This is a genomic window from Eubacteriaceae bacterium ES3 (genome assembly GCA_030586155.1).
Lineage (GTDB): Bacteria > Bacillota > Clostridia > Eubacteriales > Eubacteriaceae > Acetobacterium.
Genome location: CP130741.1, coordinates 2,147,776 through 2,172,631 on the forward strand (window position 1 = coordinate 2,147,776; position 24,856 = coordinate 2,172,631).

22 protein-coding genes and 1 riboswitch are annotated in these 24,856 nt (G+C 38.3%); of the genes, 6 read left to right on the forward strand and 16 right to left on the reverse strand.

Annotated elements, in window-relative coordinates:
* Window positions 1–60: 60 nt before the first annotated feature.
* Window positions 61–342 carry an HPr family phosphocarrier protein gene (locus Q5O24_09780; GenBank protein WKY46667.1) on the reverse strand — a complete coding sequence of 94 codons (282 nt, stop codon included), beginning with the start codon at window positions 340–342 and terminating at the stop codon, window positions 61–63.
* Between the two features lie 195 nt (window positions 343–537).
* On the opposite strand from Q5O24_09780, the gene Q5O24_09785 reads away from it, so the two are divergent.
* The 5 genes from Q5O24_09785 (at window position 538) to Q5O24_09805 (ending at window position 5,102) form a co-directional block, all read left to right on the forward strand.
* On the forward strand, window positions 538–735 hold the full coding sequence (locus tag Q5O24_09785) for a DUF1858 domain-containing protein (GenBank protein ID WKY49244.1): 198 nt from the start codon (window positions 538–540) through the stop codon (window positions 733–735).
* A 106-nt stretch (window positions 736–841) separates the two neighbouring features.
* Window positions 842–1,015, forward strand: a riboswitch (Lysine riboswitch).
* 87 nt (window positions 1,016–1,102) lie between these two features.
* Window positions 1,103–2,101 (forward strand): aspartate-semialdehyde dehydrogenase, encoded by a 999-nt coding sequence (locus Q5O24_09790; GenBank protein ID WKY46668.1) that lies wholly within the window; start codon window positions 1,103–1,105, stop codon window positions 2,099–2,101.
* 11 nt (window positions 2,102–2,112) lie between these two features.
* Window positions 2,113–2,991, forward strand: coding sequence for a 4-hydroxy-tetrahydrodipicolinate synthase (gene dapA / locus Q5O24_09795; GenBank protein WKY46669.1), 879 nt, complete (start codon window positions 2,113–2,115; stop codon window positions 2,989–2,991).
* A gap of 8 nt (window positions 2,992–2,999) precedes the next feature.
* Window positions 3,000–3,752 carry a 4-hydroxy-tetrahydrodipicolinate reductase gene (gene dapB, locus Q5O24_09800; protein WKY46670.1) on the forward strand — a complete coding sequence of 251 codons (753 nt, stop codon included), beginning with the start codon at window positions 3,000–3,002 and terminating at the stop codon, window positions 3,750–3,752.
* Between the two features lie 144 nt (window positions 3,753–3,896).
* Window positions 3,897–5,102 carry an aspartate kinase gene (locus Q5O24_09805; GenBank protein WKY46671.1) on the forward strand — a complete coding sequence of 402 codons (1,206 nt, stop codon included), beginning with the start codon at window positions 3,897–3,899 and terminating at the stop codon, window positions 5,100–5,102.
* 128 nt (window positions 5,103–5,230) lie between these two features.
* On the opposite strand, the gene phoU is transcribed toward Q5O24_09805, so the two are convergent.
* The 10 genes from phoU to Q5O24_09855 form a co-directional block, all read right to left on the reverse strand.
* Window positions 5,231–5,923, reverse strand: a complete 693-nt coding sequence (phoU, locus tag Q5O24_09810) for a phosphate signaling complex protein PhoU (GenBank protein ID WKY46672.1) — start codon at window positions 5,921–5,923, stop codon at window positions 5,231–5,233.
* A gap of 13 nt (window positions 5,924–5,936) precedes the next feature.
* Window positions 5,937–6,695 (reverse strand): phosphate ABC transporter ATP-binding protein PstB, encoded by a 759-nt coding sequence (gene pstB, locus Q5O24_09815; protein WKY46673.1) that lies wholly within the window; start codon window positions 6,693–6,695, stop codon window positions 5,937–5,939.
* 8 nt (window positions 6,696–6,703) lie between these two features.
* Window positions 6,704–7,909: a phosphate ABC transporter permease PstA gene (pstA, locus tag Q5O24_09820; GenBank protein ID WKY46674.1), complete on the reverse strand. Its 1,206-nt coding sequence runs from the start codon at window positions 7,907–7,909 to the stop codon at window positions 6,704–6,706.
* A gap of 1 nt (window position 7,910) precedes the next feature.
* The gene (pstC, locus tag Q5O24_09825) at window positions 7,911–8,792 is read right to left on the reverse strand and encodes a phosphate ABC transporter permease subunit PstC (GenBank protein ID WKY46675.1); all 882 of its coding nucleotides are present in this window, start codon (window positions 8,790–8,792) and stop codon (window positions 7,911–7,913) included.
* A gap of 75 nt (window positions 8,793–8,867) precedes the next feature.
* The gene (locus Q5O24_09830; protein ID WKY46676.1) at window positions 8,868–9,719 is read right to left on the reverse strand and encodes a phosphate ABC transporter substrate-binding protein; all 852 of its coding nucleotides are present in this window, start codon (window positions 9,717–9,719) and stop codon (window positions 8,868–8,870) included.
* Between the two features lie 168 nt (window positions 9,720–9,887).
* Window positions 9,888–10,454: an HD domain-containing protein gene (locus Q5O24_09835; GenBank protein WKY46677.1), complete on the reverse strand. Its 567-nt coding sequence runs from the start codon at window positions 10,452–10,454 to the stop codon at window positions 9,888–9,890.
* 126 nt (window positions 10,455–10,580) lie between these two features.
* Window positions 10,581–11,144: an NUDIX hydrolase gene (locus Q5O24_09840; GenBank protein WKY46678.1), complete on the reverse strand. Its 564-nt coding sequence runs from the start codon at window positions 11,142–11,144 to the stop codon at window positions 10,581–10,583.
* A 65-nt stretch (window positions 11,145–11,209) separates the two neighbouring features.
* A complete protein-coding gene (locus Q5O24_09845) occupies window positions 11,210–12,412 on the reverse strand; it encodes a C45 family peptidase (protein WKY46679.1) in 1,203 nt (400 codons plus the stop codon).
* Between the two features lie 85 nt (window positions 12,413–12,497).
* Window positions 12,498–14,048 (reverse strand): diguanylate cyclase, encoded by a 1,551-nt coding sequence (locus Q5O24_09850; GenBank protein WKY46680.1) that lies wholly within the window; start codon window positions 14,046–14,048, stop codon window positions 12,498–12,500.
* Between the two features lie 716 nt (window positions 14,049–14,764).
* Window positions 14,765–15,049, reverse strand: a complete 285-nt coding sequence (locus tag Q5O24_09855) for a hypothetical protein (protein ID WKY46681.1) — start codon at window positions 15,047–15,049, stop codon at window positions 14,765–14,767.
* A 465-nt stretch (window positions 15,050–15,514) separates the two neighbouring features.
* Here Q5O24_09855 and Q5O24_09860 point away from each other — a divergent pair, with 465 nt between their 5' ends.
* Complete coding sequence (locus Q5O24_09860) at window positions 15,515–17,458, forward strand: EAL domain-containing protein (GenBank protein ID WKY46682.1); 1,944 nt, start codon at window positions 15,515–15,517, stop codon at window positions 17,456–17,458.
* Between the two features lie 891 nt (window positions 17,459–18,349).
* Here Q5O24_09860 and Q5O24_09865 read toward each other — a convergent pair.
* The 5 genes from Q5O24_09865 to Q5O24_09885 all read right to left on the reverse strand — a co-directional run bounded on the left by Q5O24_09865 (window position 18,350) and on the right by Q5O24_09885 (window position 24,843).
* Complete coding sequence (locus Q5O24_09865; protein WKY46683.1) at window positions 18,350–19,756, reverse strand: HAMP domain-containing sensor histidine kinase; 1,407 nt, start codon at window positions 19,754–19,756, stop codon at window positions 18,350–18,352.
* A complete protein-coding gene (locus tag Q5O24_09870; protein WKY46684.1) occupies window positions 19,749–20,417 on the reverse strand; it encodes a response regulator transcription factor in 669 nt (222 codons plus the stop codon). The genes Q5O24_09865 and Q5O24_09870 overlap by 8 nt, the downstream gene beginning before the upstream one ends.
* Window positions 20,418–20,505: 88 nt before the next feature.
* Window positions 20,506–22,077: a DUF1566 domain-containing protein gene (locus tag Q5O24_09875; GenBank protein ID WKY46685.1), complete on the reverse strand. Its 1,572-nt coding sequence runs from the start codon at window positions 22,075–22,077 to the stop codon at window positions 20,506–20,508.
* 170 nt (window positions 22,078–22,247) lie between these two features.
* Complete coding sequence (locus Q5O24_09880; protein WKY46686.1) at window positions 22,248–23,387, reverse strand: tyramine oxidase subunit B; 1,140 nt, start codon at window positions 23,385–23,387, stop codon at window positions 22,248–22,250.
* Window positions 23,388–23,400: 13 nt separating this feature from the next.
* A complete protein-coding gene (locus Q5O24_09885) occupies window positions 23,401–24,843 on the reverse strand; it encodes an APC family permease (protein WKY46687.1) in 1,443 nt (480 codons plus the stop codon).
* Window positions 24,844–24,856: the final 13 nt, after the last annotated feature.

Sequence of the window (24,856 nt, forward strand, 5' to 3'; positions counted from 1 at the left end):
ATTCAGGCTGTACAAACGTACAACCTGAATTTTTGTTTATAAACTATAGATTGTTAATGTTTACATCTCATCTACAAAATCAAACCGGTTTTCAATCATTTCTTTCAATGCTTCGACGGCTTTCATTTCATCATCACCAACAGCTTCAATTTCAATCTCATCGCCTTTTTGGACAGCAAGAATCATCACACCCATTATGCTTTTAGCATTCACTCTGGTGGCTTCTTTTTTAATGTAAATTTCGCTCTTGAAATCGTTAGCTCGCTGCACAAACAATGACGCCGGTTTTGCGTGTAACCCAGCTTTATTCTGGATCACTACTTTGTCCACAATCACACTCATCCACTCCCTTTCAATAGATTTCCCCTATTTATATATTATAATGGTATAATGCATTTTTATCAAGCTGAACCATGCATTTATTAAACTCAACTCAACTTTTTCTTGTCAAATATAAATTTAAGCTTTATAATGTAAGATATTACTAATTCAATAGAACTCTTTTGGGAGGTGAACAAAATGAAAGTTACTAAAGATATGGGTATACTTGATGCCGTTAATGCATATCCGGATTCAGTCAATGTTTTTCAGGCCTATGGAATGCATTGTTTCGGCTGTATGGCAGCTCGCTTTGAAAGTATCGAAGAAGGTGCTTTGGCTCACGGAATCGATCCGGACGCTTTAATTAAATCTGTTAATGATGCGCTTGACGCAATCGATGCTACAAAAGCTTAAGTTTGTTTTTAAAACGCACTGTCCCAGTGCGTTTTTTATGTAATTTTTTCACAAAACAACTTGTATTAACAGACGTTTACTGATACAATACTAAAAAATAAATAATCATTTCGATAGAGGTGCGGACTTTATCAGTCATTTACCTGACCATGGCAAATGGGATGACGGTAGATAAAAGGAAAGTTCGCCGAAGGAATTTATGTTGCCGCCTATTTTCCTGGGCCGATTGTAAATAACAATCGGACTGTCATCATAATTATGATGGGGTGCTATCTAAAGTTTAATCTCTATAGAGATTTCTTTTTAATTTTAGCTAGTCATATGGTACTGGCTTTTTTTATTATCTGAACAAAATATTGGAGGAATTATGAAAACTTATAATGTTGCTGTCGTCGGTGCAACCGGCATGGTTGGTCAAAAAATGCTTCAAGTCCTGGAAGAGCTCAAATTTCCAGTAAACAATCTTTATCCCATGGCTTCAAGCCGATCAGCCGGTAAAGAAATTTCATTTAATGGTAAAAAATATGTGGTTGAAGAACTCTGCGATGAAGCTTTTGATAAAGATATTGATATCGCTCTCTTCTCAGCCGGCGGAAGCACCAGTGAAAAATTCTCTCCAGTTGCAGCAAAAAAAGGCGTTATCGTTATTGACAACAGCAGTGCCTGGAGAATGGATCCGGAAGTTCCTCTGGTTGTACCAGAAGTCAATCCAGAAGACCTAGATTGGCATAAAAACATAATTGCCAATCCCAACTGCTCTACTATCCAGGCTGTCGTTGCCTTAAAACCGCTCCATGATGTTTATGGTATTGACCGAATCGTTTACTCAACCTATCAGGCTGTATCTGGATCTGGTGTTAAAGGCTACGCGGATCTGGAAAGAGGCATAAAAGGTGAAGAAAACAGTTTTTATCCACATCCTATTGCCTATAATGCCCTTCCCCATATCGATGTTTTTCTCGATAATGGTTACACCAAAGAAGAAATGAAAATGGTTAATGAAACCAGAAAAATACTACATGATGATAGTCTTCGCATTACTGCTACAACTGTTCGAATTCCAGTTTATTACAGTCATAGCGAAAGCATCAACGTGGAATTAAAAAAAGACTTTGAAGTTCCTGAAGTTCAGGCACTTATGGAAAAATCACCTGGAATTATTTTACAGGATGATCCTGAAAACAATGTCTATCCTCTGGCCAGAACAGCAGAAAATCATGACGAAGTTTATGTCGGACGTATCAGACGGGATTTCAGTGTTGATCACGGGCTTAATATGTGGGTTGTCGCCGACAATATCAGAAAAGGAGCAGCCTCTAATGCTGTCCAGATAGCTTTTGAATTGATCAACAGAAACTTAATATAAAGGAGAAAAAAATGAGTATTTTTACAGGCTCTTGCGTAGCCCTGATCACCCCTTTTAAAGATGGAAAAATAGATTTTGACAGATTTCATCAGCTGATCGATTTTCAAATCGATAATGGTACCGATGCCTTATTAATTGCCGGTACAACAGGTGAAACCTCCACCCTTACTGACGAAGAGCATTTAGCATTAATAAGAGATGCCGGCAAATACATCAATGGTCGAGTTCCCTACATCGCCGGAACCGGAAGTAATGACACCGCTTATTCTATCTGGCTTTCAATTGAGGCTGAAAAAGCCGGTGCCGATGCAGCACTAATCATTAATCCTTACTATAATAAATCAACACAAAAGGGTATTATCACACATATTCAAAAAATTGCTGAAGCTATTACCATCCCTGTTATCATCTACAACGTTCCAAGTAGAACAGGCATGAATATTTCAATCGATACCATGAAAACACTCAGTAAAATCCCAAATGTGGCAGCTGTTAAGGAAGCCAGTGGCAATATCAGTCAAATCACTGAAATTGCCCGGGTATGCGGAGATGATCTGGATATCTATAGTGGAAATGACGATCATGTGTTGCCTGTTCTTTCTGTTGGCGGGAAAGGGGTTATTTCTGTTTCAGCCAATATTATCCCACAGGATATGCATGACCTGGTTGATTCCTTCTTATCAGGCGATTATTTAAAATCACGCGAACTTCAGTTTAAAACCAACCTGATCAACCTGGCTATGTTTTACGAAACTAATCCGATTCCGGTTAAAACTGCCATGGGTCTAATGGGGATGGATTCTGGGGAAATGAGGCTGCCACTCGTTGAAATGGATGAAGACAACAAGGAAAAGCTGATTGCTGCCCTACAGGCTTACGGGCTTTTATAGGTGCAATGATGTTGAAAATTATGATTACCGGTGTTTCCGGTGCCATGGGGCAAAAATTACAGACCATTATTGGTCAGGCTGACGATGCCGAAATTGTTGCCGGTTTTGACCATGTTGAAAATAGCAGCTTGCCTTTCCCGGTCTATACTGATCTTAAAAACTGTCCAACAGAAATAGATGCAATCATTGATTTTTCTCATTTTTCTGCGTTTCCAGCGATTATAAGCTTTGCAACTGAGAAAAAAATTCCAATTGTAATTGCTACAACTGGTCTATCTGAGGATGATCAGAACACCTTAAAAGAGGCTTCAAAAATCATCCCAGTGTTTAAAACCGCCAATATGTCTGTCGGTATCAATCTTTTAGCGAAAGCACTCAAAGAAATGGCAGCTACCCTTGAATCAGGTTTTGATATTGAAATCATTGAAAAACATCATAATAAAAAAGCTGACGCCCCCAGTGGCACCGCTTTATTACTGGCAGATGCCGTCAACGATGGTCTAGCTGACAAGAAAACCTACACTTACGGCCGTTATGGCCGTGAAGCCAAACGAACTAATGATGAACTTGGTATTCATGCTATTCGCGGCGGTACGATCCCCGGTGAGCATTCGGTGATCTTTGCCGGTAATGATGAAATTATTGAAATCAAACACACTGCCATGAGTAAAAATGTCTTCGCTGAAGGTGCTGTTAAAGCTGCCAGATTTCTGGTTTCACAACAACCTGGACTCTATGATATGTCAATGGTTATTGGATAATTGCTTTATTTAAAATTGAGTCATCTATCTTCGCTATCTCGAAGCAGTTCCGGCAAATGTCAGAACTGCTTTAACTGTTAAAAATTCTTTAAAATACACTTTTTTACATATCTATACTATAAATATTTTTATTAAGAGGTAACTATGAATATCGTTGTACAAAAATACGGCGGCACCTCGGTAGGCTCTGTAGAACGTATCAAAAATGTCGCTAAACGCATAATTAAAAAACATAATGACGGTCACCAGATCGTAGTTGTTGTTTCCGCAATGGGAAAAACAACCGATGAGCTGGTAAAACTTGCTTATGACATCAATCCCTCTCCACCCAAGCGAGAAATGGATCGTCTTTTATCAACAGGAGAACAAATTTCAATCTCTTTGTTGTCCATGACCCTTCAATCAATGGGTTACAAAGCCATTTCCTTTACCGGTCCTCAGGTTGGAATTATGACCTCCGGAATGCATACAAAATCTCGAATTGAAGGAATCGATACTAGCAAAATTTTGGAAGCACTTAATGATGACATGATTGTTATTGTTGCCGGATTTCAGGGGGTCAATGAATTTGACGATGTCACTACACTGGGCCGAGGTGGCTCTGACACCAGTGCTGTTGCATTAGCCTGTGTTCTGGATGCTCCCTGTGAAATTTATACTGATGTAGAAGGCATTTACGGAGTAGATCCCAGGCTTTATCCCCAAGCCCGCAAACTCGATTCAGTATCTTATGAAGAAATGCTGGAAATGGCCAGTTTAGGAGCTGGTGTCATGCATAGCCGAGCCATTGAACTAGGCAGTAAGTATGATACAAAATTGGTCGTATCTTCTAGTATGACTGAAAAACCCGGAACAATCATAAAAAAAGGAGTGAAACCCATGGAAGGACAAAGTATTACTGGACTGGCCATTGATAATGACCAGATCATGATCACAATTCAAAATATACCTTTTGATACCACTATAACCGCACAGTTCTTTAATCGATTTGCTGAAAACAATATAAATATCGATATGATTAGTCAGACAGCACCAATAGATGGACTGATTAATATCTCTTTTACTGCCCCTTCTGAAGACTTGGAAGAAGGCAAAGAAATTCTTGCAGCTTTTCAGACAAAACATCCTGGTATAGGCGTCATTGTAAATGAAGATATTTCAAAACTGTCTGTTGTCGGTGTTGGTATGCGTTCGCAGTCAGGAGTAGCTGCACAGTTTTTCAAGTTGTTATCTGAAAATTCTATCCAGATGTTAATGATTACCACTTCAGAAATTAGAATCAGCTGCATTATTCCTAAAAAAGACCGTGATCTTGCAGTGACTGAAACTTCAAAAGCTTTTAATCTATAACTTTCACAACTGATTACTTAATAATAGTTAAAAATCTTTTTAATAAAAAACCGGATAAAAGTTTCAGGAAATATAATTTGTTCCTTAACTTATATCCGGTTTAATTTTTCTATTTATAAGATAATCATTTAATCAATATGGAGAGCACCCTTTACCACTTCTTCATCAAGATCATTAAAATCGATCATTTTTCCAGTGTTGATGTAGAAAACAGTTTCAAAAATATTAGTAGCATGATCGCCGATTCGCTCCAGATAGCTCCCGATAAAAATAAATTTAGACCCCTGGTCGACGTTTTGTCGGTCTTTAATCATATATTCTGTACATTCTGACTGAATCAAGTAATTAACCTGATCCAATTCATTTTCCAGATCGATGACCTTTTTGATCTGTGAGATATCTTCATTAATATAGGCCTGAATACAAATCTTTAAAAGTTCCTTAGCCAAATCAGCAGCTTTAGGGATATCAACCAGCTCTTTCATATAAGTTGTATTTTTCAACTCAAGGACTTTCTGAGAGATATTGACTGATAAATCGGCAACTCGCTCAAGATTAGTGATAATTTTATAGCTGGAAGACAGGCGTCTTAAATCTGTAGCTACTGGTCCTTGACGGGCAATAATCTCTCCTACCATCATGGTCAGTTCAATTTCTTTTTGATCAACAAGATCGTCCCGATTAATAACGTCCTCAGCCAATTCAATTTCTTTATTTTTCAGTGCATGAACTGAGTCTGAGACCATTTTTTCAACTACTGTTGTCATCAATAAAATATCTTCTTTGACCATTGTTAACTCATTATCATAATTTTTACGCATATAACAACTCCTCTCAACCAAATCGTCCAGTAATGTAATCTTCAGTTCGCTTATCTTCAGGGTTAGTAAATATTTTCGGTGTTTCATCAAATTCTATCACTTCACCCATTAAGAAGAAGGCGGTTTTATCGGAAATTCGCCCAGCTTGTTGCATGGAGTGGGTTACAATAATAATAGTATAGTCCTTTTTAAGCTCTGCCATTAATTCTTCTATTTTAGCCGTAGCAATTGGGTCAAGTGCCGATGTTGGTTCATCCATCAGTATAACTTCGGGATTCATAGCTATAGTTCGGGCAATGCAAAGTCGCTGCTGCTGGCCTCCAGAAAGACCGAGTGCTGATTTATCCAATCGATCTTTCACCTCATCCCAGATGGCCGCTTTAACCAGTGAATCTTTAACAATCACATCAAGTTTTTTCTTGTCTTTCATCCCCTGACAGCGAGGTCCATAAGCAATATTATCATAAATACTCATTGGAAATGGATTAGGTTTTTGAAATACCATTCCCACTCTTGTTCTTAAATTAATGACATCTACGTCTCCATTGATATCCTGTCCATCAAAAATAATTTCGCCCTGAATTCTCACTGAGTCGATCAGGTCGTTCATCCGATTTAGACATCTGAGATAAGTGGATTTTCCACAGCCGGAAGGTCCGATAAATGCCGTCACTTCATTTTCAATAACATCCATATTGATAGATTTGAGTGCCTGAAAATCTCCATAAAAAAGATCAAGATTTCTCGTGCTAAACTTTATTTTTTTTTCCATTTTACACCTTATTTTTTATTGAATACATCAAGTTTATCTGTTGCCAGTCGGGAAAGGATATTCAGGACAATAACAACCAGAATGATTATCACTCCGATAGCGCAGGAAAGTTTGATGTTGCCAGATTCTTTCGCTACATAATAAGCCTGAACAGTCAATGTGGAACCTGGGGAGAACAAAGATTCAGGAATTTGAGCAACTGTTCCGGCAGTCAGTAAGAGCGCTGCAGACTCGCCAATAACACGACCAATGCTTAAAAGTACTGCTGTGGCAATCCCCGGAACAGCACAAGGCAAAACTACTTTGAAAATAGTCTGAAGTTTAGTTGCGCCAAGCGCCAACGATCCTTCTCTGAATGACATCGGAACAGTTTTTAAAGCTTCCTCTGTACTTCTGATTATGACAGGCAAAAGAATAATAGCAACGGTTAAACTACCAGATAACAATGAAATCTGCATTTTAAGAGCTACTACGAAAAATGCCATCCCGAATAGACCAAAAATAATTGATGGTATACCCGAAAGAGTTTCCGCCGCAAATCGGATCGTATTAACCAGTTTTCCAGGCTTGGCATATTCCGTTAAATAGATTGCCCCAAAGATTCCAATCGGCAATGCAATCGCTAAAGCTAGTAGTACCATATACAAAGTGGTAATAATGTTAGAGTAAATCCCGCCACCTGGCTGAATAATTTTTATTTTCAATTCGCCGGACTGACTTTCTATAACGCTGGCAACTTCTTCCAGGCTTAAATCGTCGAAATCTTCATCATTAATACTCTTTAGAATATAGTCTGTTCCAATTTTAACCGCCTCACCATTGGAAATAACTGCATCAAGCATTGGTGAATTATCTTCAATGTAAGAGATGACAAATTGTTCCCGCTCTGTAGTATGATTTTTGTAGTGTACCTGTGAGATGGCAATCCCCAAATTCTCTACATAGATTGGTCCATCGAGCAAAGTTTCATAGCGTGAATCCAGTTCTTTTTCGGCATTGATATCCTCAATATCAACGGTAGCCGGAATATCAGCGGAATCAACAAACACATAGGAAACTTTTTCATTAAAATCTCGCGTTAAAAAATCAAGATTAACAAGGCCAATCCCTTGTACAAATATAAAACCAATTATAAACAGTAGAACTGCCAGCGTCAAGCCTGTTGCTGTGTAGATCAGCGATTTTAAAATATTATCTTTTAGTTTCTGGCTCATATCAGCTACCTACCTTAGATTTTACAACTCTGTTTACAACTACATTGATAATCATAATAAATACAAATAATACGACCCCAGTTGAATACAGCAGCTGCTGGTGAACACCTGATGCATACCCCATTTCCAAAGCAATATTGGTTGTCAGCGGTCGAACCTGATCAAATAAACTGGTCGGAATACCTGCGATGGGGTTACCACAAACCAGCATAACGGCCATAGTTTCACCAATTGCTCGTCCAATCCCCAAAATCACTCCTGTGATAATCCCAGATTTTCCGGCTGGTATAATAACTTTAAAAATTGTCTGCATCTCTGTTGCACCCAGAGCCAATGAGCCTTCTTTGTATTCCCGAGGAACTGCCGAAATAGAAGTTTCTGAAATACTTACAACGGTAGGTAAAATCATGATTGTCAAAACCAGAATGGTTGCCAGCAGAGATTCTCCCTGTGCCATCGGCGAAATTTTTAGCACATATGGAACGATGATCCCTAATCCAAAAATACCGTATAATACCGAGGGAATCCCAGCAAGTAATTCGACAGCAAATCTGATTATTTTACCTGCCCATCCTTTAGCCATCTGTGAAATAAATACAGCAGTTAAAATAGCAATGGGTACACCAATTAGAATTGCTCCGAAGGTCGCAAAGATCGATCCAACGATCATATAAAAAACACCATACTGATTGTTACCAGGTCGCCACTCAACGCCTGAAATAAAATCCCAAATTGGATAAGATCCGCTCACGAATGGTGCGAGTCCGTTATAAAACACATAAAAAGTAATTGCCAGTACACTGATTACTGCCACAAAGGCGCATATCAGAAAAAAACTTTCAATCACTCTTTCTCTAAATTTACTAACTTTTGTTTCTTCCAAAGCTATCGCTCCTTAAAAAGAATTTCTCAAACAAAAAGAAAGGCTCCTGACTTTCGGCAGGAGCCTTAAGTTTAATTAAAGTACTGAGATTGCCCCATTTTCTTCAACAATTGCCTGTCCTTCTTCAGTCATTAAGTAATCAATGAAGGCCAGTGTAGCATCGTCTACAGAATCTTCCAGATACATAATCAGGAAAGGACGAGCTACTGGATATGTGCCACTCTTGATATTGTCTACAGTACATTCAGTTCCATCAACAGTCACAGCATTAATTGTATCATCAACATAAGTTAAAGATACATAGCCAATTGCATTTTCGTTACCAGCAACAGTTGTCTGAACATTACCATTACCTTCTTTAACTGTAGCATCAGCTTTTAACTGATCTTCAAAGCCCATCAGTTCTTCGAAAGCACCACGTGTACCTGAACCATCCTCACGAGAAACAACAACGATTGGTGCATCAGCTCCACCGACTTCAGACCAGTTAGTAATTTCGCCTTTGTAAATGCTTGTAATCTGTTCAGAAGTTAAAGCTGTAACACCGTTAGCAGGATTGACAACAACAGCAATACCGTCATAAGCAAATTCTATGGCTGTTAAGTTATCCATTTCTTCTTCGGCTTTCAATTCACGAGAAGCACATCCAAAAGAATATGTTCCTTCTGTAGCCCCTTTAACACCATCTGAAGAACCTGTTCCACTATAAGTGAAAGTTACATCTGGATTTAAAGCAGAAAACTCTGATCCTGCTGCATCGATAATATGCTGTACTGAGGTTGAACCCCCACCGTTGATTTCACCAGCAATTCCTGCTGAATCAGAAGATGAAGAATCTGTTGAAGATGAAGATCCACATCCTGCAAAAGCCATTACCGAAGCTCCTACGAGCAGGCTCACTAAAACCGTTTTTAATTTTCTTGTCATTGTTCTCTCCTTAATTTTCAATAGTATGTGTTTGACAGACTTATCTTAGCAAATCTAATGCTTCCTTTGGTTTTAAACAGGTAAAGATTATGTTAAGAACATGTTAAATCGAGTTATATAAGGTAACAAAAAAACGCTATATAATAGCGTTTTCAAAGGCTTTTCCTATTATTGCCAACGGGCAATTTTTGTATCTTTAAAAATTTCTTCGGTCAAACTTTTTAACTCCTGATACATCTCATAATTGGCTAAAGAAGACAAGGCTTCAACAATTCCCCGATAATACCAGGCTTGCTTATTTTTACCCCTGACAAAAATATCAAAAACATCGTCACCCATTTTTTTATAATCGTCTCGAATGCTGCGCATATTTGAAAGCTTGTCAGCACAAGCCAACAATCGCATTTCGTGACTGGCTTCATTTTTTAGAAAGTTAATGGTATGCTCTTTTCTGGCTTCCCAGGGAAGGCTTTTATCTTCGGAATCCGATAAGACCAGTTCGGCCACATGATCACCAAATTCACGTCGTATTTCCACAAGGGAAGTGTCTGTGTCCTCTACTGTATCATGCAAAATACCTGCACATATCAGATCTTCATGAGTCTCAGTATCAACTGCTGTTGATAGTATTTTTGCCACTTCAAAGGGATGGGTAATATAAGGTACTTTTGAACCCTTTCGATAGTATCCCAAATGGGCATTAGCTGCAATTTCAATCGCTTTTAAGATCGACATAAATCCTCCTGATTTCTGTTTGGTTTAAAAGTTTAATATAAGCTAGTACAAAAGAACATAGAAAATCCTTTATCTAGGGACCAAAGCGTAAAACCAATTATTTTCACTTCCTGATTTTCAACATGCTTACTGAAGGGTACTCTTTACTTTACTGACTATTTTATCATAAACAGGCAGCATGTGGCGCTCATTTACATATGTTTTTATTTCGTCCAAAGGAATCCACAAGACACCACTGTTTTCATCCGGTTTAATAAAAACCTGCTCCTGATCATTAGCCTGTAATGCATACGATAGCGAAAAATGCAAATGCGGCGAAACATACTTACCATTTTTATAATGCCCAAAAACCGGCAAAATATCCAGCGAAATGATATGCTCTGATAAAAGTGCAAGTTTTTTTAAACCTGTTTCTTCCTGAGCTTCTTTAATCGCCACTTTTAGCAGATCTTCTTCTCCGTCGGCGTGACCGCCTGTCCAGCCCCAGGATTTATAAATGTTATGATGAATCATCAAAGTTTTGGTATAATCCTGATTGAATATCATCGCTGAACCAGTTAAATGAGCAATATTATTTTTCCGTGTTAATACATCTGAGTGATCATTTATAAAATCAAGTATAACATCTCGATTTTTCATCTCTTCTTCTATGTTTGAAGAAAAAAGTTTAATTGCTTTATCATATTTCATAAGCTTCGTTCCCGAAATACGGGCGTAATCTACTACATTGCCCATATCCATTAAATTAAATTATTCTAATAAAAATATTCATTTAAATCAACTTTTTGCCAATCACTATAACCTATTCCATGAATATACAATTCCTTAGTCTCTGGAATTGCAATATACTGAAATACTGTACCACCATGTACCGCCCCGCCTTCTGTCACGTCCAGCGCCATTAGTTCTTTCATTCCCTCCAGGTCGAGATTACCATAAAAGGTTTCTGAATTCGCTGTTTCAATCAGATTTACATATCGCGGATCAATTGAAGCATCTGGTGGTGCGTTGACAAATCCTTCCCATTCAGCTGGATAGGGTTCAATAAAGTTGTTGTAAGCTACTAAGAGGCCGTCATAAACACCTGTTCGAATTCGAGGATACTGAGTTGCCCTTTCAACTGAAACGCTGGAATCTGTATCTGCAACTTGAATAATATAAGATAAATCTGCAGGCGTATCCATTAACATGGTCGTTGCCTCATCAAGTGTATTGGCTTGATTTAAAACATCAACCAGAACTGAAGCCGTATCCTGGGCTTCGGGATTGAAATTTGGATCAGAACCTTCACCATTATCAAGTTCAATAAAAAGACCCGTATCATTCATTCCAGTTTCTAAATAAACATTTCCCAGTGGATGTACATTTGCAAACGCATGTCCTTCCTCTGGATGAAAAACAACAACAGAAAGATATTTCATATAATCCGCCATATTCTCACGATCAATATCCCAGTTTCGGCCAAAAATAAGCTGTCCATCTGGAGTATAATCATCCCAGGCGGCAATTCCACTGCAGGCATCAGCATGGTCAAAGGAAATGAGCGTTCCTGTAAGATTGATCATCCCGGCATTCAATAGTAAAACTTCATCATTGGTTAGACCACTGGTTTCAGCCATACCAGTCAGCAGATCATTTAATTCCGGGCTTAAATTTTCGGCTATATTCTTAGCCTCATTTAACTGTTCTTCCAAAGACATACCACGCTCTTCTATATCTGCGGTAATTTCAGAAAAAAATGAATTGAGCGGTTCTTTTGCCAATTTTCCGTACTGTCGCCCCATTTCCTGCCAGCTCCCTTGTAATGAAAGAACCCAGTAGACCTGATCTTCAGTCATCGTTGCACTGCCGCCTTCAAAAGTGCTAGCTACATCAACTTCCTGATTTTTTGCACAGGCACTTGTGAAGACAACTAATAAACTGATAAAAAGTACTATTAAACGTTCTCTTTTCTTCATTCATATCTCCTTTATCTACCTAATGCCAACTATTATATCATAATTTTCACTAAAAACAAAATTACTCCCTGTTCAAAAACTCTATTTATTCTTCTAAAACTTCCGTTCGATTACGCCCATTTTTCTTTGCAGTATACATCGCTGAATCACCACGAATAATTGCGGCATTCAAACTCTCTTCCAGTGTTTTTTCAACAAGTCCAATACTGATAGTAATTTTGCCAGCTATTTCAAAGATATGATCTGAAATCTCACAACGTAAGCGTTCCATAACCTGAAATCCTGCCTTCAAGTCAGTTTCTGGCATCAAAACAATAAACTCTTCACCGCCATGACGGGCAAGAATATCAGAACCACGAATAGATGCTTTTACAATTTGTGCCAATTCTCTAAGCACCTGATCTCCAACATGGTGCCCAAAATGATCATTAACATGTTTAAAATGATCAATATCAAAAATTGCTAAAGACATTGGCTGGTCATTTCTTTTTGCTTTGGCAACTTCGATATTGGCCAGCTCAAAAAAAGCCCTGCGATTAAATATTTCGGTCAGCTGATCATACATCGCCACCTGAATAATTTCTTTATCCCGAAGGCTGACATAGTAAATCACCAGCAGTAGCATAAAATAGATCGTTGAAACCAATACCAGACTAATATCCCTGGCTCGTATTAAATTTTCAATCTGGTCGTCTTCGCTAATCGAGAAAAAATAGCCCATCTTCTGGCCGGAAATATCTCTAATCTGATTGTATTGGACTAAATAATAGCTGTCCTGATAAAGAAACGTATAAACAAAAGAATCCCCACTGGCCAGATCATCTTCTACGCCCTTTTTAACCTCCCTGACAAAATTATTCTCGAAAAAAAGGGCTGGTATACCGGTCTGATTAATCATTACCTGATAAACGTCAAGATCAACAACATACAGATCTGAAGTCAGACTATCCCGGTAATGATCCTGCTCTTCTGAAAAATCCACATTTTTCATGATATCTTTTCTCAGTAAATAACCAAATCCCTGGTTTTCAGTCATGTTGTATAGCCCTTCAATCACTGTTCCCGGTGATAGGGATACTTCCACACTGCCGATGTAATCTACACCATCAAATAAGGGATAAATATAACGGTAGCCATTGGAAGCTCGCCCTTCTTCAAAACCGGCGACAAATTGATGATAAACAGTTATCTGTCTGATTGATTCACGCACTGATAAAAGATTATCCCCATAATTTTCGGGTTTATGTAGACGTAAAAAACTCTCGCCATCAGAAAGATGAAACTGCAGATGTCGAAAATTATGGTCCTGTAGAATTTTATAGTTCTCAGCGAGTTTCTGACTCAACTCAGCTCTTAAAAAAGCTTTTGTTTCAGCATCAGCATCTTTTGCTTCTGAAATAATAGCTCTAATATCCGGTGTATTTAACATTGACTGAAAAATAAAATCAGCATATGATGAATAAGTGCTGATGAGCGATTCGATCCCATTTGTGAACATTTCACTTTGATGGTCTAAATATTCCTGAGTGCGGTTTTCATAGATTTGATTTAAAAAACCGCTAAGACTCAGCCAGATTACGGAGATAATGATTCCCATTGCGATAATTGTTTTGTTTTTCCGATACCGGTTCTTCATACCCGCTCCTGCTAAATATAATTTTGATTGGGTTTAAATCCTTTTTATTTATATATATAGCCAAAATTATAATAAATTCACTAAAAACCATCATTCTTTAAAGCCTAAACTTAATTTTACAGTAACTCCATATAAGGAACAAGGCAATTTTATCAAAATACAAAAAAAACAGCGAGAGAAAATGCTTGCTTTTCTTCATTTTCGCTTGCTGCTTTCTCTTTTTAAATTTTATTTTTAACAGACTTAAGCCGATCCCACATTTTCATCTGTAGAACCGGCTCAGTCTAAAATCTCTTCAGTTGTCATCCGTTTGGATTCCTCCTATTGAGTTTTATCAAAAATCATTTTCTCCTTTTTAGTTTACATATTGCTATTTTTAATACTTTAGTCTCCGTCACCTATTATACTTTACTCGATTTTGACTTTCAGATTTTCTATACACTTGTTTCTTTTGTGCTTTAGATTTTCTTTAAATCTATCTCTTTCACTTTTTGTTTTATAGGTTCTGATGACTTTTACTCTTTTCCCTTAATCTTTGTTCAAAAGAGCTTTCAGTTTTTTACTCTGAGTTTTCTTCTGTTAGACTATTTGGATAGCAATTTTTCTTTTCTAAAAAGTTTTGGTTGATCTTTGATTTAAAGTAATTATAGCACCTTTAAAAAATAAGTAAATAGATTTTTTGTAAACGTTTGTATTTTTGTTGTAAACGTTATCTATCATTTTTCCTGAATGATTACTACTGCATTATATACAATTGTTCGTTTACCTTCTAGATCAAACAGAACCTTATTACCATACTCAGTGTCCTCAATATCAACTTTTCCATCGTATTCTGCTAATAGCGTACCACTTTGAGAATAAACAGAAATATGCCGATCTAATCCACCAGTCCATTCTGACTGAGTCGTTTTAATATCACGGCCTAGTGATTCACAGCCTGTAGAAAAAAATAAACTAACTGTGAAAAAAATCGCCAGGAGCAGCCATTTAAAATTCTTCATCTCCTTCTCCTTTACCTTTCGATATTTTTAATTAGAACACTACATAACGCTGTCCAAAATAATTATTTAGTTTTACTTATATACCACCAAATCAATTCAAATAACAATTGTTTTCGATTATGCTGCTTCCAGACCTTCCCAGCTTTCCTGTCTGCTAACATACTGATGTCAAAATCCAAATAAAACAGAACTTTTGCTTTAACCTCAAAAGTTTTATTTTTGATATCTATAGTCATAAGCTATTAACCTTTACCAAGGCTTATGTATAATTTTTAATTTATCTTACACAGTCTTAACACTATTTCTGATTTTAATTCTGATAATCTTTCTAAAAGGCCTCAAATCATATATTTTCAAAATATTTTAGTATCTTTTATGAATTTTTCTTATATTTATGTGTATAATAAGAACAATCTATCAGAAAAATCACTTAAAAATTTATTCATTTTTTTCAGGAGGGTTCCATTGATATTCTTATTAAATACTCGATTTCAGATTGCTGCCATTCTCTTTTTTACTATCATTGTTTATGATTTCTTCAAAAATTTAAAGTTACCGCTCTTATCCAATAAAGTATTCTCTGCCATGCTTTTTTTTACTGGACTTTATCTTATCCTGGATATTACCGGTGTCTATACAAGGCTTAATATGGATACTGTTTCTCCGCTACTGCTTAGAACGATCCATCAGCTTTTTATTTCCACTACCATTATTATCCTGATGCTTTTATATCTTTATGTTCAAATCTTAGCCAATAACCATAAAAAACTATCTAAAAAGCGACTGTTATTTACCTTTGCACCCCTAATTTTAATGATAACATTTGTCTTTTTCGGGCCGCTCGATTATCATGTCGATAGCACAAGTACCTACACTACTGGTCCAGTAAGTATCATAACCTATTTTTCAGTCGTGTTTTACATTAGCCTGACCGTCATTCGAATTGTAACTGCTGGAAATACGATCCATCATGAACGAAAGATTTCGCTGATCACTGGAACTATGATTTGGGTTATTGCTTCTATCGTTCAGTTTTTTAACAGGGATATACTAATTTCATCCATGGCAGTTGCCTTGATGACGCTCTTTATCTATCTCTCATTTGAAAACCCTAAAGAACATTTTGATGTGGAAACCCGTACCCTCAATAAAAGAGCCTTTCATCTGATGCTAAATGATCAGTATGATGCAAAAAAAAATATCCTCCTAGTTTCGGTAGTCATAGATGATCTTTTGCAAATTCAATCTACTATTGGCCACAGTAATGTCAATCAACTGCTGGAAGTCATTGCAAATAAAATGCAAACCATTTTTTCAACCTATGTCTTTCATTCCCGCAGCAATGTCTTAAGTGTTATTTTGCATCAACCACAAAATTTAGTAGAAATCAGATTGCTTGAAATGGAAGCCTATCTTGACCAGATGTTCAATGTCGGTCAATTCAGTGTATTGCCACGCTTTCATATCGACATAATCAATACAGAAGTTGTTAAGGAATCCTGTGATGAAGTTTATGAATTGATGAACTATATGACCGCCCACCATCAGGCAATTCGCGGCAAAAAAGTTTATTTGCTGGACGATGAAATTATTGCCCAAAAACAACGTTATACTACAATCGACAAACTATTACATCATGCCATTGAACACGATGGCTTTACCGTTGTCTATCAGCCCATATTCGATGTCCATAAAAAAGGTTTTCGTTCAGCTGAAGCACTGGTTCGGCTCACTGATAACCAAACTATTGGATTTATTTCTCCGGAAGAATTTATCGTTATTGCTGAACGTAAGGGGCTGATTATGGATCTGGGACGGATTGTCTTTGAAAAAGTTTGTACTTTTGCGTCGAAAAACAAGCTCTATGAGGGAGAATTTGACTATATTGAAGTCAATTTATCAGGAATTCAATGTGTTCACCCTGACCTGCCTCGACAACTTGAGTCAATTATGAAAGAACACCATATTCCGCCAGCCTTTTTAAATCTTGAAATAACTGAAACGGCTTCAGTAGAGTCCGGTGAAATGCTAGATCGAAATATGGTTGACCTGAGAAATCTGGGATGCAGTTTTTCTATGGACGATTTCGGAACCGGCTATTCCAACCTTTCTAAAATGAGTGAAGTGGTGTATGATCTGGTTAAAATCGATAAAAGCCTGATCTGGCCGTGCTTTACTAATGATAATAACCAAAAGTCATTGGCTATTCTTAAAAATATGATTAATATGCTCTTGGAACTCAATGTCAAAATTGTAGCCGAGGGTATTGAAACAAAAGAAATGTGTGATTTTCTGGAAGAACAGAATATTACTTACCTGCAAGGTTACTATTTCTCAAAGCCCATTTCCGAGGATGCTTTTCTTGAATTCTTAAAAAACCATCCACTTCAAGAAGAAACTGCATCTTAATTCTGTACTAGCTTTAATTAAACCCTGCAGTTAAACCCTGCAGTCGGTTCGCTGACCTGCGCTCTTTACTGGCTGGCTAACAGATTTTTCTAATACCCATAGTCAACTAGACTCTTAGAACCTACTACAGCGAAAAAACGAACCTTGCGGCACTCGGTTCCGCTGACGCTTCACCTCGTCGCGTCAGTCGCCTTATGGCTCCTTCCTTCTGAAAATATAAAAAGAACTTAAAACAAACGAGTTTGCTTTAAGTTCTTTTTATATTTTCAGAGCCGCATGGCTCGTTGTTTCGCGCAAAAAAGACTTTAGCCGGTTCTGCATTTTTTTATTGCTGAACCGGCTTAGTCCAAAATCTCTTCAGTTGTCATCCGTTTGGATTCCTCCTATTGATTTTTTATCAAAGATTGTTTTCTTTTTCAGTTAATTGTTAACCTTTTTATTTAAGATTTTCTGGTTTTCATTTTGCTTCAAAGTTTAATGATTTTTAATCTCTTTTCTTTTGGAGAAGTGAGCGAATTTTATTGAGTTTAACTTCCTTTAATAATGCTCGGAAGTTTTTCGATAATTTTCTTGCAATCTTAAACTTTTTCGTGAAGCTTTTTTACTTGCCTTCTTTTCTTAATTCTTTGAATTCTTTCGGATTCTTTACCAAATACAATTTGAGTGACTGTTTCAGCTTTTAACTGATCTGCTGTTTCAATAATTATTTGGTGGTTATTTTTCTGAAAAATTTGTTTATCTTTGATGTAAGATAATTATAGCACTTCCTTGAAAAAAGTAAATAGATTTCTTGTAAACGTTTGTATTTATTTTATATGATTGTCGTAATATAATTGTAAACGTTTTTAGTTTTGTGTTATTCTCAACGATAACGATCTATTTTATGCCTTGCTAGAAAATAATCTCAAAACAATTCATCATATTGCTTGTATAAGCCTGACAACGTCCTCCATGAAGTTGTACTATGCTTCTTACAATTGCCAATCCCAGGCCGTTTCCTTTGTTCTCGGTATTCACTTGATAAAAACTGTTCCAGACCTTATCAAACGCTGAATCCGGCAATAATTTTCCGGAATTTGCAACTAGCAGTTTCATTTTATCATCAAATTTACTTATCTCGATTTGAATGATTCCACCATCATCTACATATTTAAAAGCATTGTTTAAAAGGTTGATAATGACCTGGTGGAGCCGTATTCTGTCAGCAAACACTTCAATATTAATTAAAGGTTCAAAATCAACCTTAATTTTTTTATTCTCTGTTATATAGCTGAAACGTTCAATACTTTCCTGTATCAGATCGTTTATTATAAAGTTACTTTTTTCTATCGTGAACGTACCGGATTCATACCCCGAAAGATCAAGTAAATCTTTAACCAAAGTATTCATACGATTTGCTTCAGAAAAGATAATGTTGTAATAGTCCTTTCGCTGCTCATCCGTTTTGGGGATTTCCTTATTCAATCCGTCCGTGTAGGCAATAATCATAGCCAATGGATTTTTTAGTTCATGAGAGACATCCGATACAAACTGGCGCCGCATCGTTTCCAGCCTTTGTTCTTTTGAAAGTTCCTGTGCCAGTTTCTCATTTGCCATATTAAGCGAAGCTATGGAAGATGACAAATGTTCAGCCATCCTGTTTATACTACCCATCAACGCATTGATTTCATCGCTGCCTTTCACATCCAGCTTTTCAGAAAAATCCTGTCCAGCCATTTTTCTTGTTACTGATTCCATTTTAATGATCGGCCGCGTTAAACGCCGGGTAATGAAATATGTAACTACGATACCAGTTAAAAAGATTACCACCGCAGTAATACTGACGAATCTAAAAAATATTTTGACAGCCTCGTCAGCTAGGCCTGTACGCTTGGTAAGTATTATCAATTCATCCTTAGGAAGTCTTTCAGCAAATACCATCAAACTGCCATGTCCATCAGAAGTAACATTAAAATAGCTTTCTTCTTCTCCTGCCATTACTATATGCTCGATATCGTTTAAATAATCTTCTCCCAGCCTATCCAATAGCGGATTCGTTTGTGGACCAATAGGATTAAGCTCACTGTCATAGATAAAAATTGATGCACCCGTTTTCTGTTTTAATTCCGCCAGTAGTTTCTGCTGTTCCTCTGTCATCAGCCTATCTCTAAAACCTTCCACATTAGTGGACATAGTCTTCTCATTCATTGATATATAGTATTCATAAAAGAACATCTTTGTAACTGCCAGAAGCAAACACAGGAGCAAAAGGAAAGTAACCGAAAAAATAAGCATTAGTCTGACTCGTATGCTATTCATTTTCATCCAACCTGTACCCTACTCCTCTGACTGTTTTTATTAATTTGCCCGCTTCACCCAATTTAGCTCTTAATGTTTTTATATGTGTGTCTATCGTCCGCGGATCCCCATCATAGTCGTATCCCCAGATTCTATCCAGTAACCTTAATCTGTCAAGACTGATTCCTCGGTTATCAAACAGGTAATTGAGAAGTTCATACTCTTTCATTGTCAGCTCGCAAATCTCTTTGCTAACCCAAACGGTTCTGGATGAGCGTTCGATCGTCACCGGGCCCAATTCGACTGGTAAGTCTTTATTTGAATTTTTTCTGAGAATAGATTTAATTCGAGCCATCAGGACATTGTAATTGAATGGTTTGGAAATATAGTCATCCGCCCCAAGGTTAAGGCCCTTGATTTCGTGATAATCGTCACTCAGTGCCGTTAAAAATACAATCGGCACTTCAATAAAATCTCTTAACGCTTCCAGAACTTCAAAACCATCCATCCCGGGCATTCTAATATCCAGGAGGATCAAATCCAGATCCCTGTTTTCAAGCGCCTCTTGAATCCCCGCTTCCCCGCTCTCTCCTTCAAGAACAGAAAATCCTTCATGCTCCAGAAAATCTCTAATAATTCTTCGGATATTCGGTTCGTCATCAATCACTAAAACCTTTGGCATAAAAATTACTCCCCATCCTGATGTAACTTGATCAGTATAAATGATTCTGACCTGAATTAATTATCATTATTATAACACATCAGTGTGATTAATTTGCATCTCTCACCAGACGTACATAGTTGTAAACCCGCCTGACATCTCCCTGAGGTCCGTTTCCATAAGATGCGCTCCCTATTTTAGGATCGGTTCTCTGGCATCCGGCTCCGTGAACATCCATGAATTCAGCGTCATTACCCTGAATACTAAAATACCCCAGCGCTCTGCCAAAACACAGGATTGCCGCATCTTTTCCCGGGTTAAAACTGGTACTGGTCCAAAAGAAGGGATAGTCCACTTGTGAGGCTTCATTAAATATCTGGCTGCATTCAAACACCGGATCGATGGCGGCGCTGTTTGTAGTGTCAGGACTCCTGGCGTAATCCAGGATACTCTGAAGTTCTTTGGCGTTTGGGAGACGCCAGTCGTCATATCCGGCATATTCGGCATTCTCAGCAAATTCCAGCGCTTCCTGCCAGTTAAGGCTGCCATTATCGTTTGTGAAAGCACTCATGTCAAATCCATCATCACCGCTATCAACCTGCGACCACATCAATTCCGTAGCTTCATCGGTTACGGTTCCGTCACCGTTATCAACAAAGAGATTGATGCCGTAATCAGTATCGCCCCGTACCAGCCTGATATAGTACTGACCTGATGAACCCCTATTGCCGGGCTCCTGCGGGTAGCCTTTGATTCTTCCGTCGGCGAAATTAACACCGAAAAATGTTGCCGTTCCATTCATGGTGGTGCTGACATATTCTGTTGCAGAAATATATTGTGCATCAATGTAGCGTTTCACTCCATCATCGGGATATTCAAATTCGAAGTAGCCCGTGTCGATAAAAGGCACGGCATCCTCTGGTGTTGTTTTAGCTGATTGTTCACCTGTGCCCTGGTTGCCGGAAAAATCGATAAGGGAATAGAGCTCTTTGATAGTCGGTATTCGCCAATCGTCATATCCACCTGTCGTGCAGGCATTGGCATAACTTTGGACTTCATCAAAATTACACAAGGAGAATCCCTGCTCCCACATCAGGCCGGTGACATTGTCGGTAATTGTTCCGTCGCCATTATCTGTGTAACTGGCCTGAAAGCCAGAATAATTGGCATCCTGTCCATAAAACAGATCACCTGTTTCCTGCGTTATGGTCTTGGCTGAATTATTATAGAATTCGGTTTGCCCTGTATCAACAATTGGATAGCTTGAAGCCGTATTGACATCATCCGTATTCTCCTCATCTGGCAGATTCTCTTCATTTTCCTCTGGTCCTACACCGAGCAGCTCAGCCAATGCCCTAGCCTGCTTTTTTGTAATTACCCCTTCTTCAACAGCCATTCGGATCGGCTCCTTTCCAGGCTGTTCTTTTATATAGGAAAGAAATTTCAGCATTTGCGCTTCTGTCATCTTTCCTTGCTCGACTAACTGATCAATCGCACTTTTTAGTGTTTCAACCTGCTGAGACTTAACTGGTAAGTCAAGCTTTGGTGCTGCCTGCTTAATTTGAGTCTGCGTTCCCCCTTCTACAACAGTTATGCCCAAAATATCATTGAACGTCAACAGTGATAAGAGCAGAATAAAAGCCATCATCAATACTGAAATTCTTGATCCATTTCTTTTCATTAACCTCAACCTCCCTGAAGATTTCTATAATGATATACTAACTTATTTGTGTGAAATACTTGTGAAGCTTTTATCATTTAGGTAATGAGCGTTTCATTTGTAAGCAGTCATTCCCGCTTAGATCTAAAAGCCGCTAACGCAAAAAAAGCCGCTTTCGCGGCTCTGATATTTTAGAAAAGTGCTGGCTTATCCCAGAGTGGTAGCTTAGTTCCAATGTCATTAGCGATGGCGTAGTCATAAATTTCTTTACCCCAGGCCACATCTTCTACCGGCATTCCACCAACTGAATACAATATAATTTGCTCGTCACTTTCGCGGCCAGGAACTTTGCCGTTTAAGATGGCACCCAAGTCATGAATTTTTGATTTATCGAGACGACCTTCATGAGCCAGATCCATAAATTTGGATCCTAAAATATAGACGATATCATAGGTTGGATAGGGATATTCTTCTGCCCATGCTTCATACAGTTCAATATTGTCTACAACCAATTTTGCTTTTCCGCTTAAAAGAAAATCATCATCAAAATCTGCTGCACCTGGAAGGCAGAAAAGTGCACCAGGTTTAATCCATTCTGTCTCAACATGAGGATAAGCACTTACGCCAACCCCCATCGACGTTGATGTAGCAAAACTGATAATATCTGAGTCTCTAACGCATTCTTCAAGGGTATCACAGACAATAATTGTTGTGAACTGCGGACATTTTTCCTGAACAAATTCAATACATCGATCGATAGAAGCCTGACCGCGACCTTTGATTTTTAAGGTATCCAGACTTGGACGCAGGGCCGCAAATGTTTCAATAGCAGTCCGGTTGATGACACCTGGGCCAACAATCCCCAGCACCTTGGCATTTTCCACCGCCAGATTTTTGACACCTACACCGGGAACGCCAGCTGTCCGATATGAACTTAACAGATTTGCTGACATCAAAGCCAGAGGAGCCCCAGTGTCTTTATCATTGAGCATGGCCATTAAAATTGAACGGGGCAGTTCTTTATTTCGGTTATCTGTATTGGATCCATACCATTTCATTCCCGCTACATCGTATTTACCGCCAACATAGGCCGGCATTGCCATAAAGCGGCGATCAGGAGTGTTTCGAGGCATATTGGGAAATTCCGGTTCATCAGGGAAGGTAATCATGCATCCATGGGAGTTTCCATTATCTCCTCCCATTCGATAGTCACCATTGTCTAAAATCTTCAGCATTTCTTCCATGCAGTCCGTGCATCGCACCACATCATCTACTTTTGCCTTTAACATATCCGCTTCACTTAAGTAAATAAAATCAAGTTGTGTATTCATTTTTTTCTCCTTTTTATTCAGTTGCTGAATCAGCAGCAATTTTTTCAGTTTCATCAGAAATAAAATTTTTGTCCCGGACAGCATGATAGAGTTCATTCTCCATAGCCATGACATCCTTTATCGCAAAGGGTTTGAAGAGTTTCACCTTCATCACCAGTTTGATCCATACCACCGCATAAACCGCGAGTGCTGAGAAGATAATCGAAGTTGTCTTGTAAATCTCTACTCTGATTGAAGGATCAAAAGCTATATTGTAAATCATCCATAAGATTCCTGCAATTCCGATAATCGGCAAGACTGGACCCAACGGCACCTTAAATGTTCTTGGCACCTTAGGCATACGCTTTCTTAAAACCAGTACATCAACATGAGCAATAATATATGCTACCATCCAGAAAACACAACCGGTTAGAATTAGAAATGAGAGCTGTTCTGTGGTGGATAAGCCGGTTGCCACAATTAAAAGGATACTGCCGCCAACTGTCAGAATACCGACATAGGGAGCACCTTTTTTATTGGTTTTCATAAAGACCGCTGGCAGCAGCTTGATTTTTGCCATACCTACACAAATATATGCCAGGGAAGCAATAATTGTGTTAATACTGCTGGTTACTGCCAGAATCGATACTAGTGCCATCCACAAGGTTCCGACGTTGCCTATAAGCAGGGTTCCATATAAAACATGTGGTGTCGTGCTGGCTCCCAGCTCAGCCCAGTCAGTATAATTTTTGAAACCAAAAACGAGGAAGGTCTGCATAACCATTACGATAACCAGACTCAAAATCATCCCCAGGGGGACATTTTTACGGGGATTTTTTACCTGATTGGAAATCGGCACAATAAACTCACAACCAATGAAGAGGAAAAATGTCAAGCCGCAAAGGGCAGCAATATCCGAAAAATCGTAAGATAAAACAGCCGGCTGTTCGATCACCTGACCTGAACCAAGTTTTAAGGCCCCAATGACACCCATAATACCCAGAGAAATAATCAGCCCATAGGCTACCAGATTCTGAATTTTTGCAAACATATCAACGCCATTTAAATTGACAATCATTAAAATAACCAGCAGGCCAATACAATAGGCTGTTCCTGATATATTCAAATCCGGCAGTACTGTGCTCAAGGTATTTCCAAACATCGCAACCTCAGCGCTGCCAACAATCGTATTACAAACCAGATAACCTCCTACCATGGCGATAACAGTTACAAAAGGCCCCAGTCCGGCTAAAGTGTACTGTGCCAGACCACCGGTCAAATTAGGCATGATGGCATTAAGTTCTGAAATGGACAAAGCTGTTAAAATATTTAACACACAGGCAATGGCCATAGAAATAATAATTGTTTCGCCAATTGCCGCAGAGCCCTGTCCCAGCGATAAGAGACAGCTGGTTGCCACAATAAGTCCTACGCCAGTTGCAATAACGCTACCCAATCCAAGATTTTTTTCTTTCAATTTCTTCACCCTC

Coding starts and splice junctions, on each gene's coding strand:
- Q5O24_09780 (WKY46667.1), bottom strand. CDS start 342: ATGAGTGTGATTGTGGACAAAGTAGTGATCCAGAATAAAGCTGGGTTA.
- Q5O24_09785 (WKY49244.1), top strand. CDS start 538: ATGGGTATACTTGATGCCGTTAATGCATATCCGGATTCAGTCAATGTT.
- Q5O24_09790 (WKY46668.1), top strand. CDS start 1,103: ATGAAAACTTATAATGTTGCTGTCGTCGGTGCAACCGGCATGGTTGGT.
- dapA (WKY46669.1), top strand. CDS start 2,113: ATGAGTATTTTTACAGGCTCTTGCGTAGCCCTGATCACCCCTTTTAAA.
- dapB (WKY46670.1), top strand. CDS start 3,000: ATGTTGAAAATTATGATTACCGGTGTTTCCGGTGCCATGGGGCAAAAA.
- Q5O24_09805 (WKY46671.1), top strand. CDS start 3,897: ATGAATATCGTTGTACAAAAATACGGCGGCACCTCGGTAGGCTCTGTA.
- phoU (WKY46672.1), bottom strand. CDS start 5,923: ATGCGTAAAAATTATGATAATGAGTTAACAATGGTCAAAGAAGATATT.
- pstB (WKY46673.1), bottom strand. CDS start 6,695: ATGGAAAAAAAAATAAAGTTTAGCACGAGAAATCTTGATCTTTTTTAT.
- pstA (WKY46674.1), bottom strand. CDS start 7,909: ATGAGCCAGAAACTAAAAGATAATATTTTAAAATCGCTGATCTACACA.
- Q5O24_09830 (WKY46676.1), bottom strand. CDS start 9,719: ATGACAAGAAAATTAAAAACGGTTTTAGTGAGCCTGCTCGTAGGAGCT.
- Q5O24_09835 (WKY46677.1), bottom strand. CDS start 10,454: ATGTCGATCTTAAAAGCGATTGAAATTGCAGCTAATGCCCATTTGGGA.
- Q5O24_09840 (WKY46678.1), bottom strand. CDS start 11,144: ATGAAATATGATAAAGCAATTAAACTTTTTTCTTCAAACATAGAAGAA.
- Q5O24_09845 (WKY46679.1), bottom strand. CDS start 12,412: ATGAAGAAAAGAGAACGTTTAATAGTACTTTTTATCAGTTTATTAGTT.
- Q5O24_09850 (WKY46680.1), bottom strand. CDS start 14,048: ATGAAGAACCGGTATCGGAAAAACAAAACAATTATCGCAATGGGAATC.
- Q5O24_09855 (WKY46681.1), bottom strand. CDS start 15,049: ATGAAGAATTTTAAATGGCTGCTCCTGGCGATTTTTTTCACAGTTAGT.
- Q5O24_09865 (WKY46683.1), bottom strand. CDS start 19,756: ATGAATAGCATACGAGTCAGACTAATGCTTATTTTTTCGGTTACTTTC.
- Q5O24_09870 (WKY46684.1), bottom strand. CDS start 20,417: ATGCCAAAGGTTTTAGTGATTGATGACGAACCGAATATCCGAAGAATT.
- Q5O24_09875 (WKY46685.1), bottom strand. CDS start 22,077: ATGAAAAGAAATGGATCAAGAATTTCAGTATTGATGATGGCTTTTATT.
- Q5O24_09880 (WKY46686.1), bottom strand. CDS start 23,387: ATGAATACACAACTTGATTTTATTTACTTAAGTGAAGCGGATATGTTA.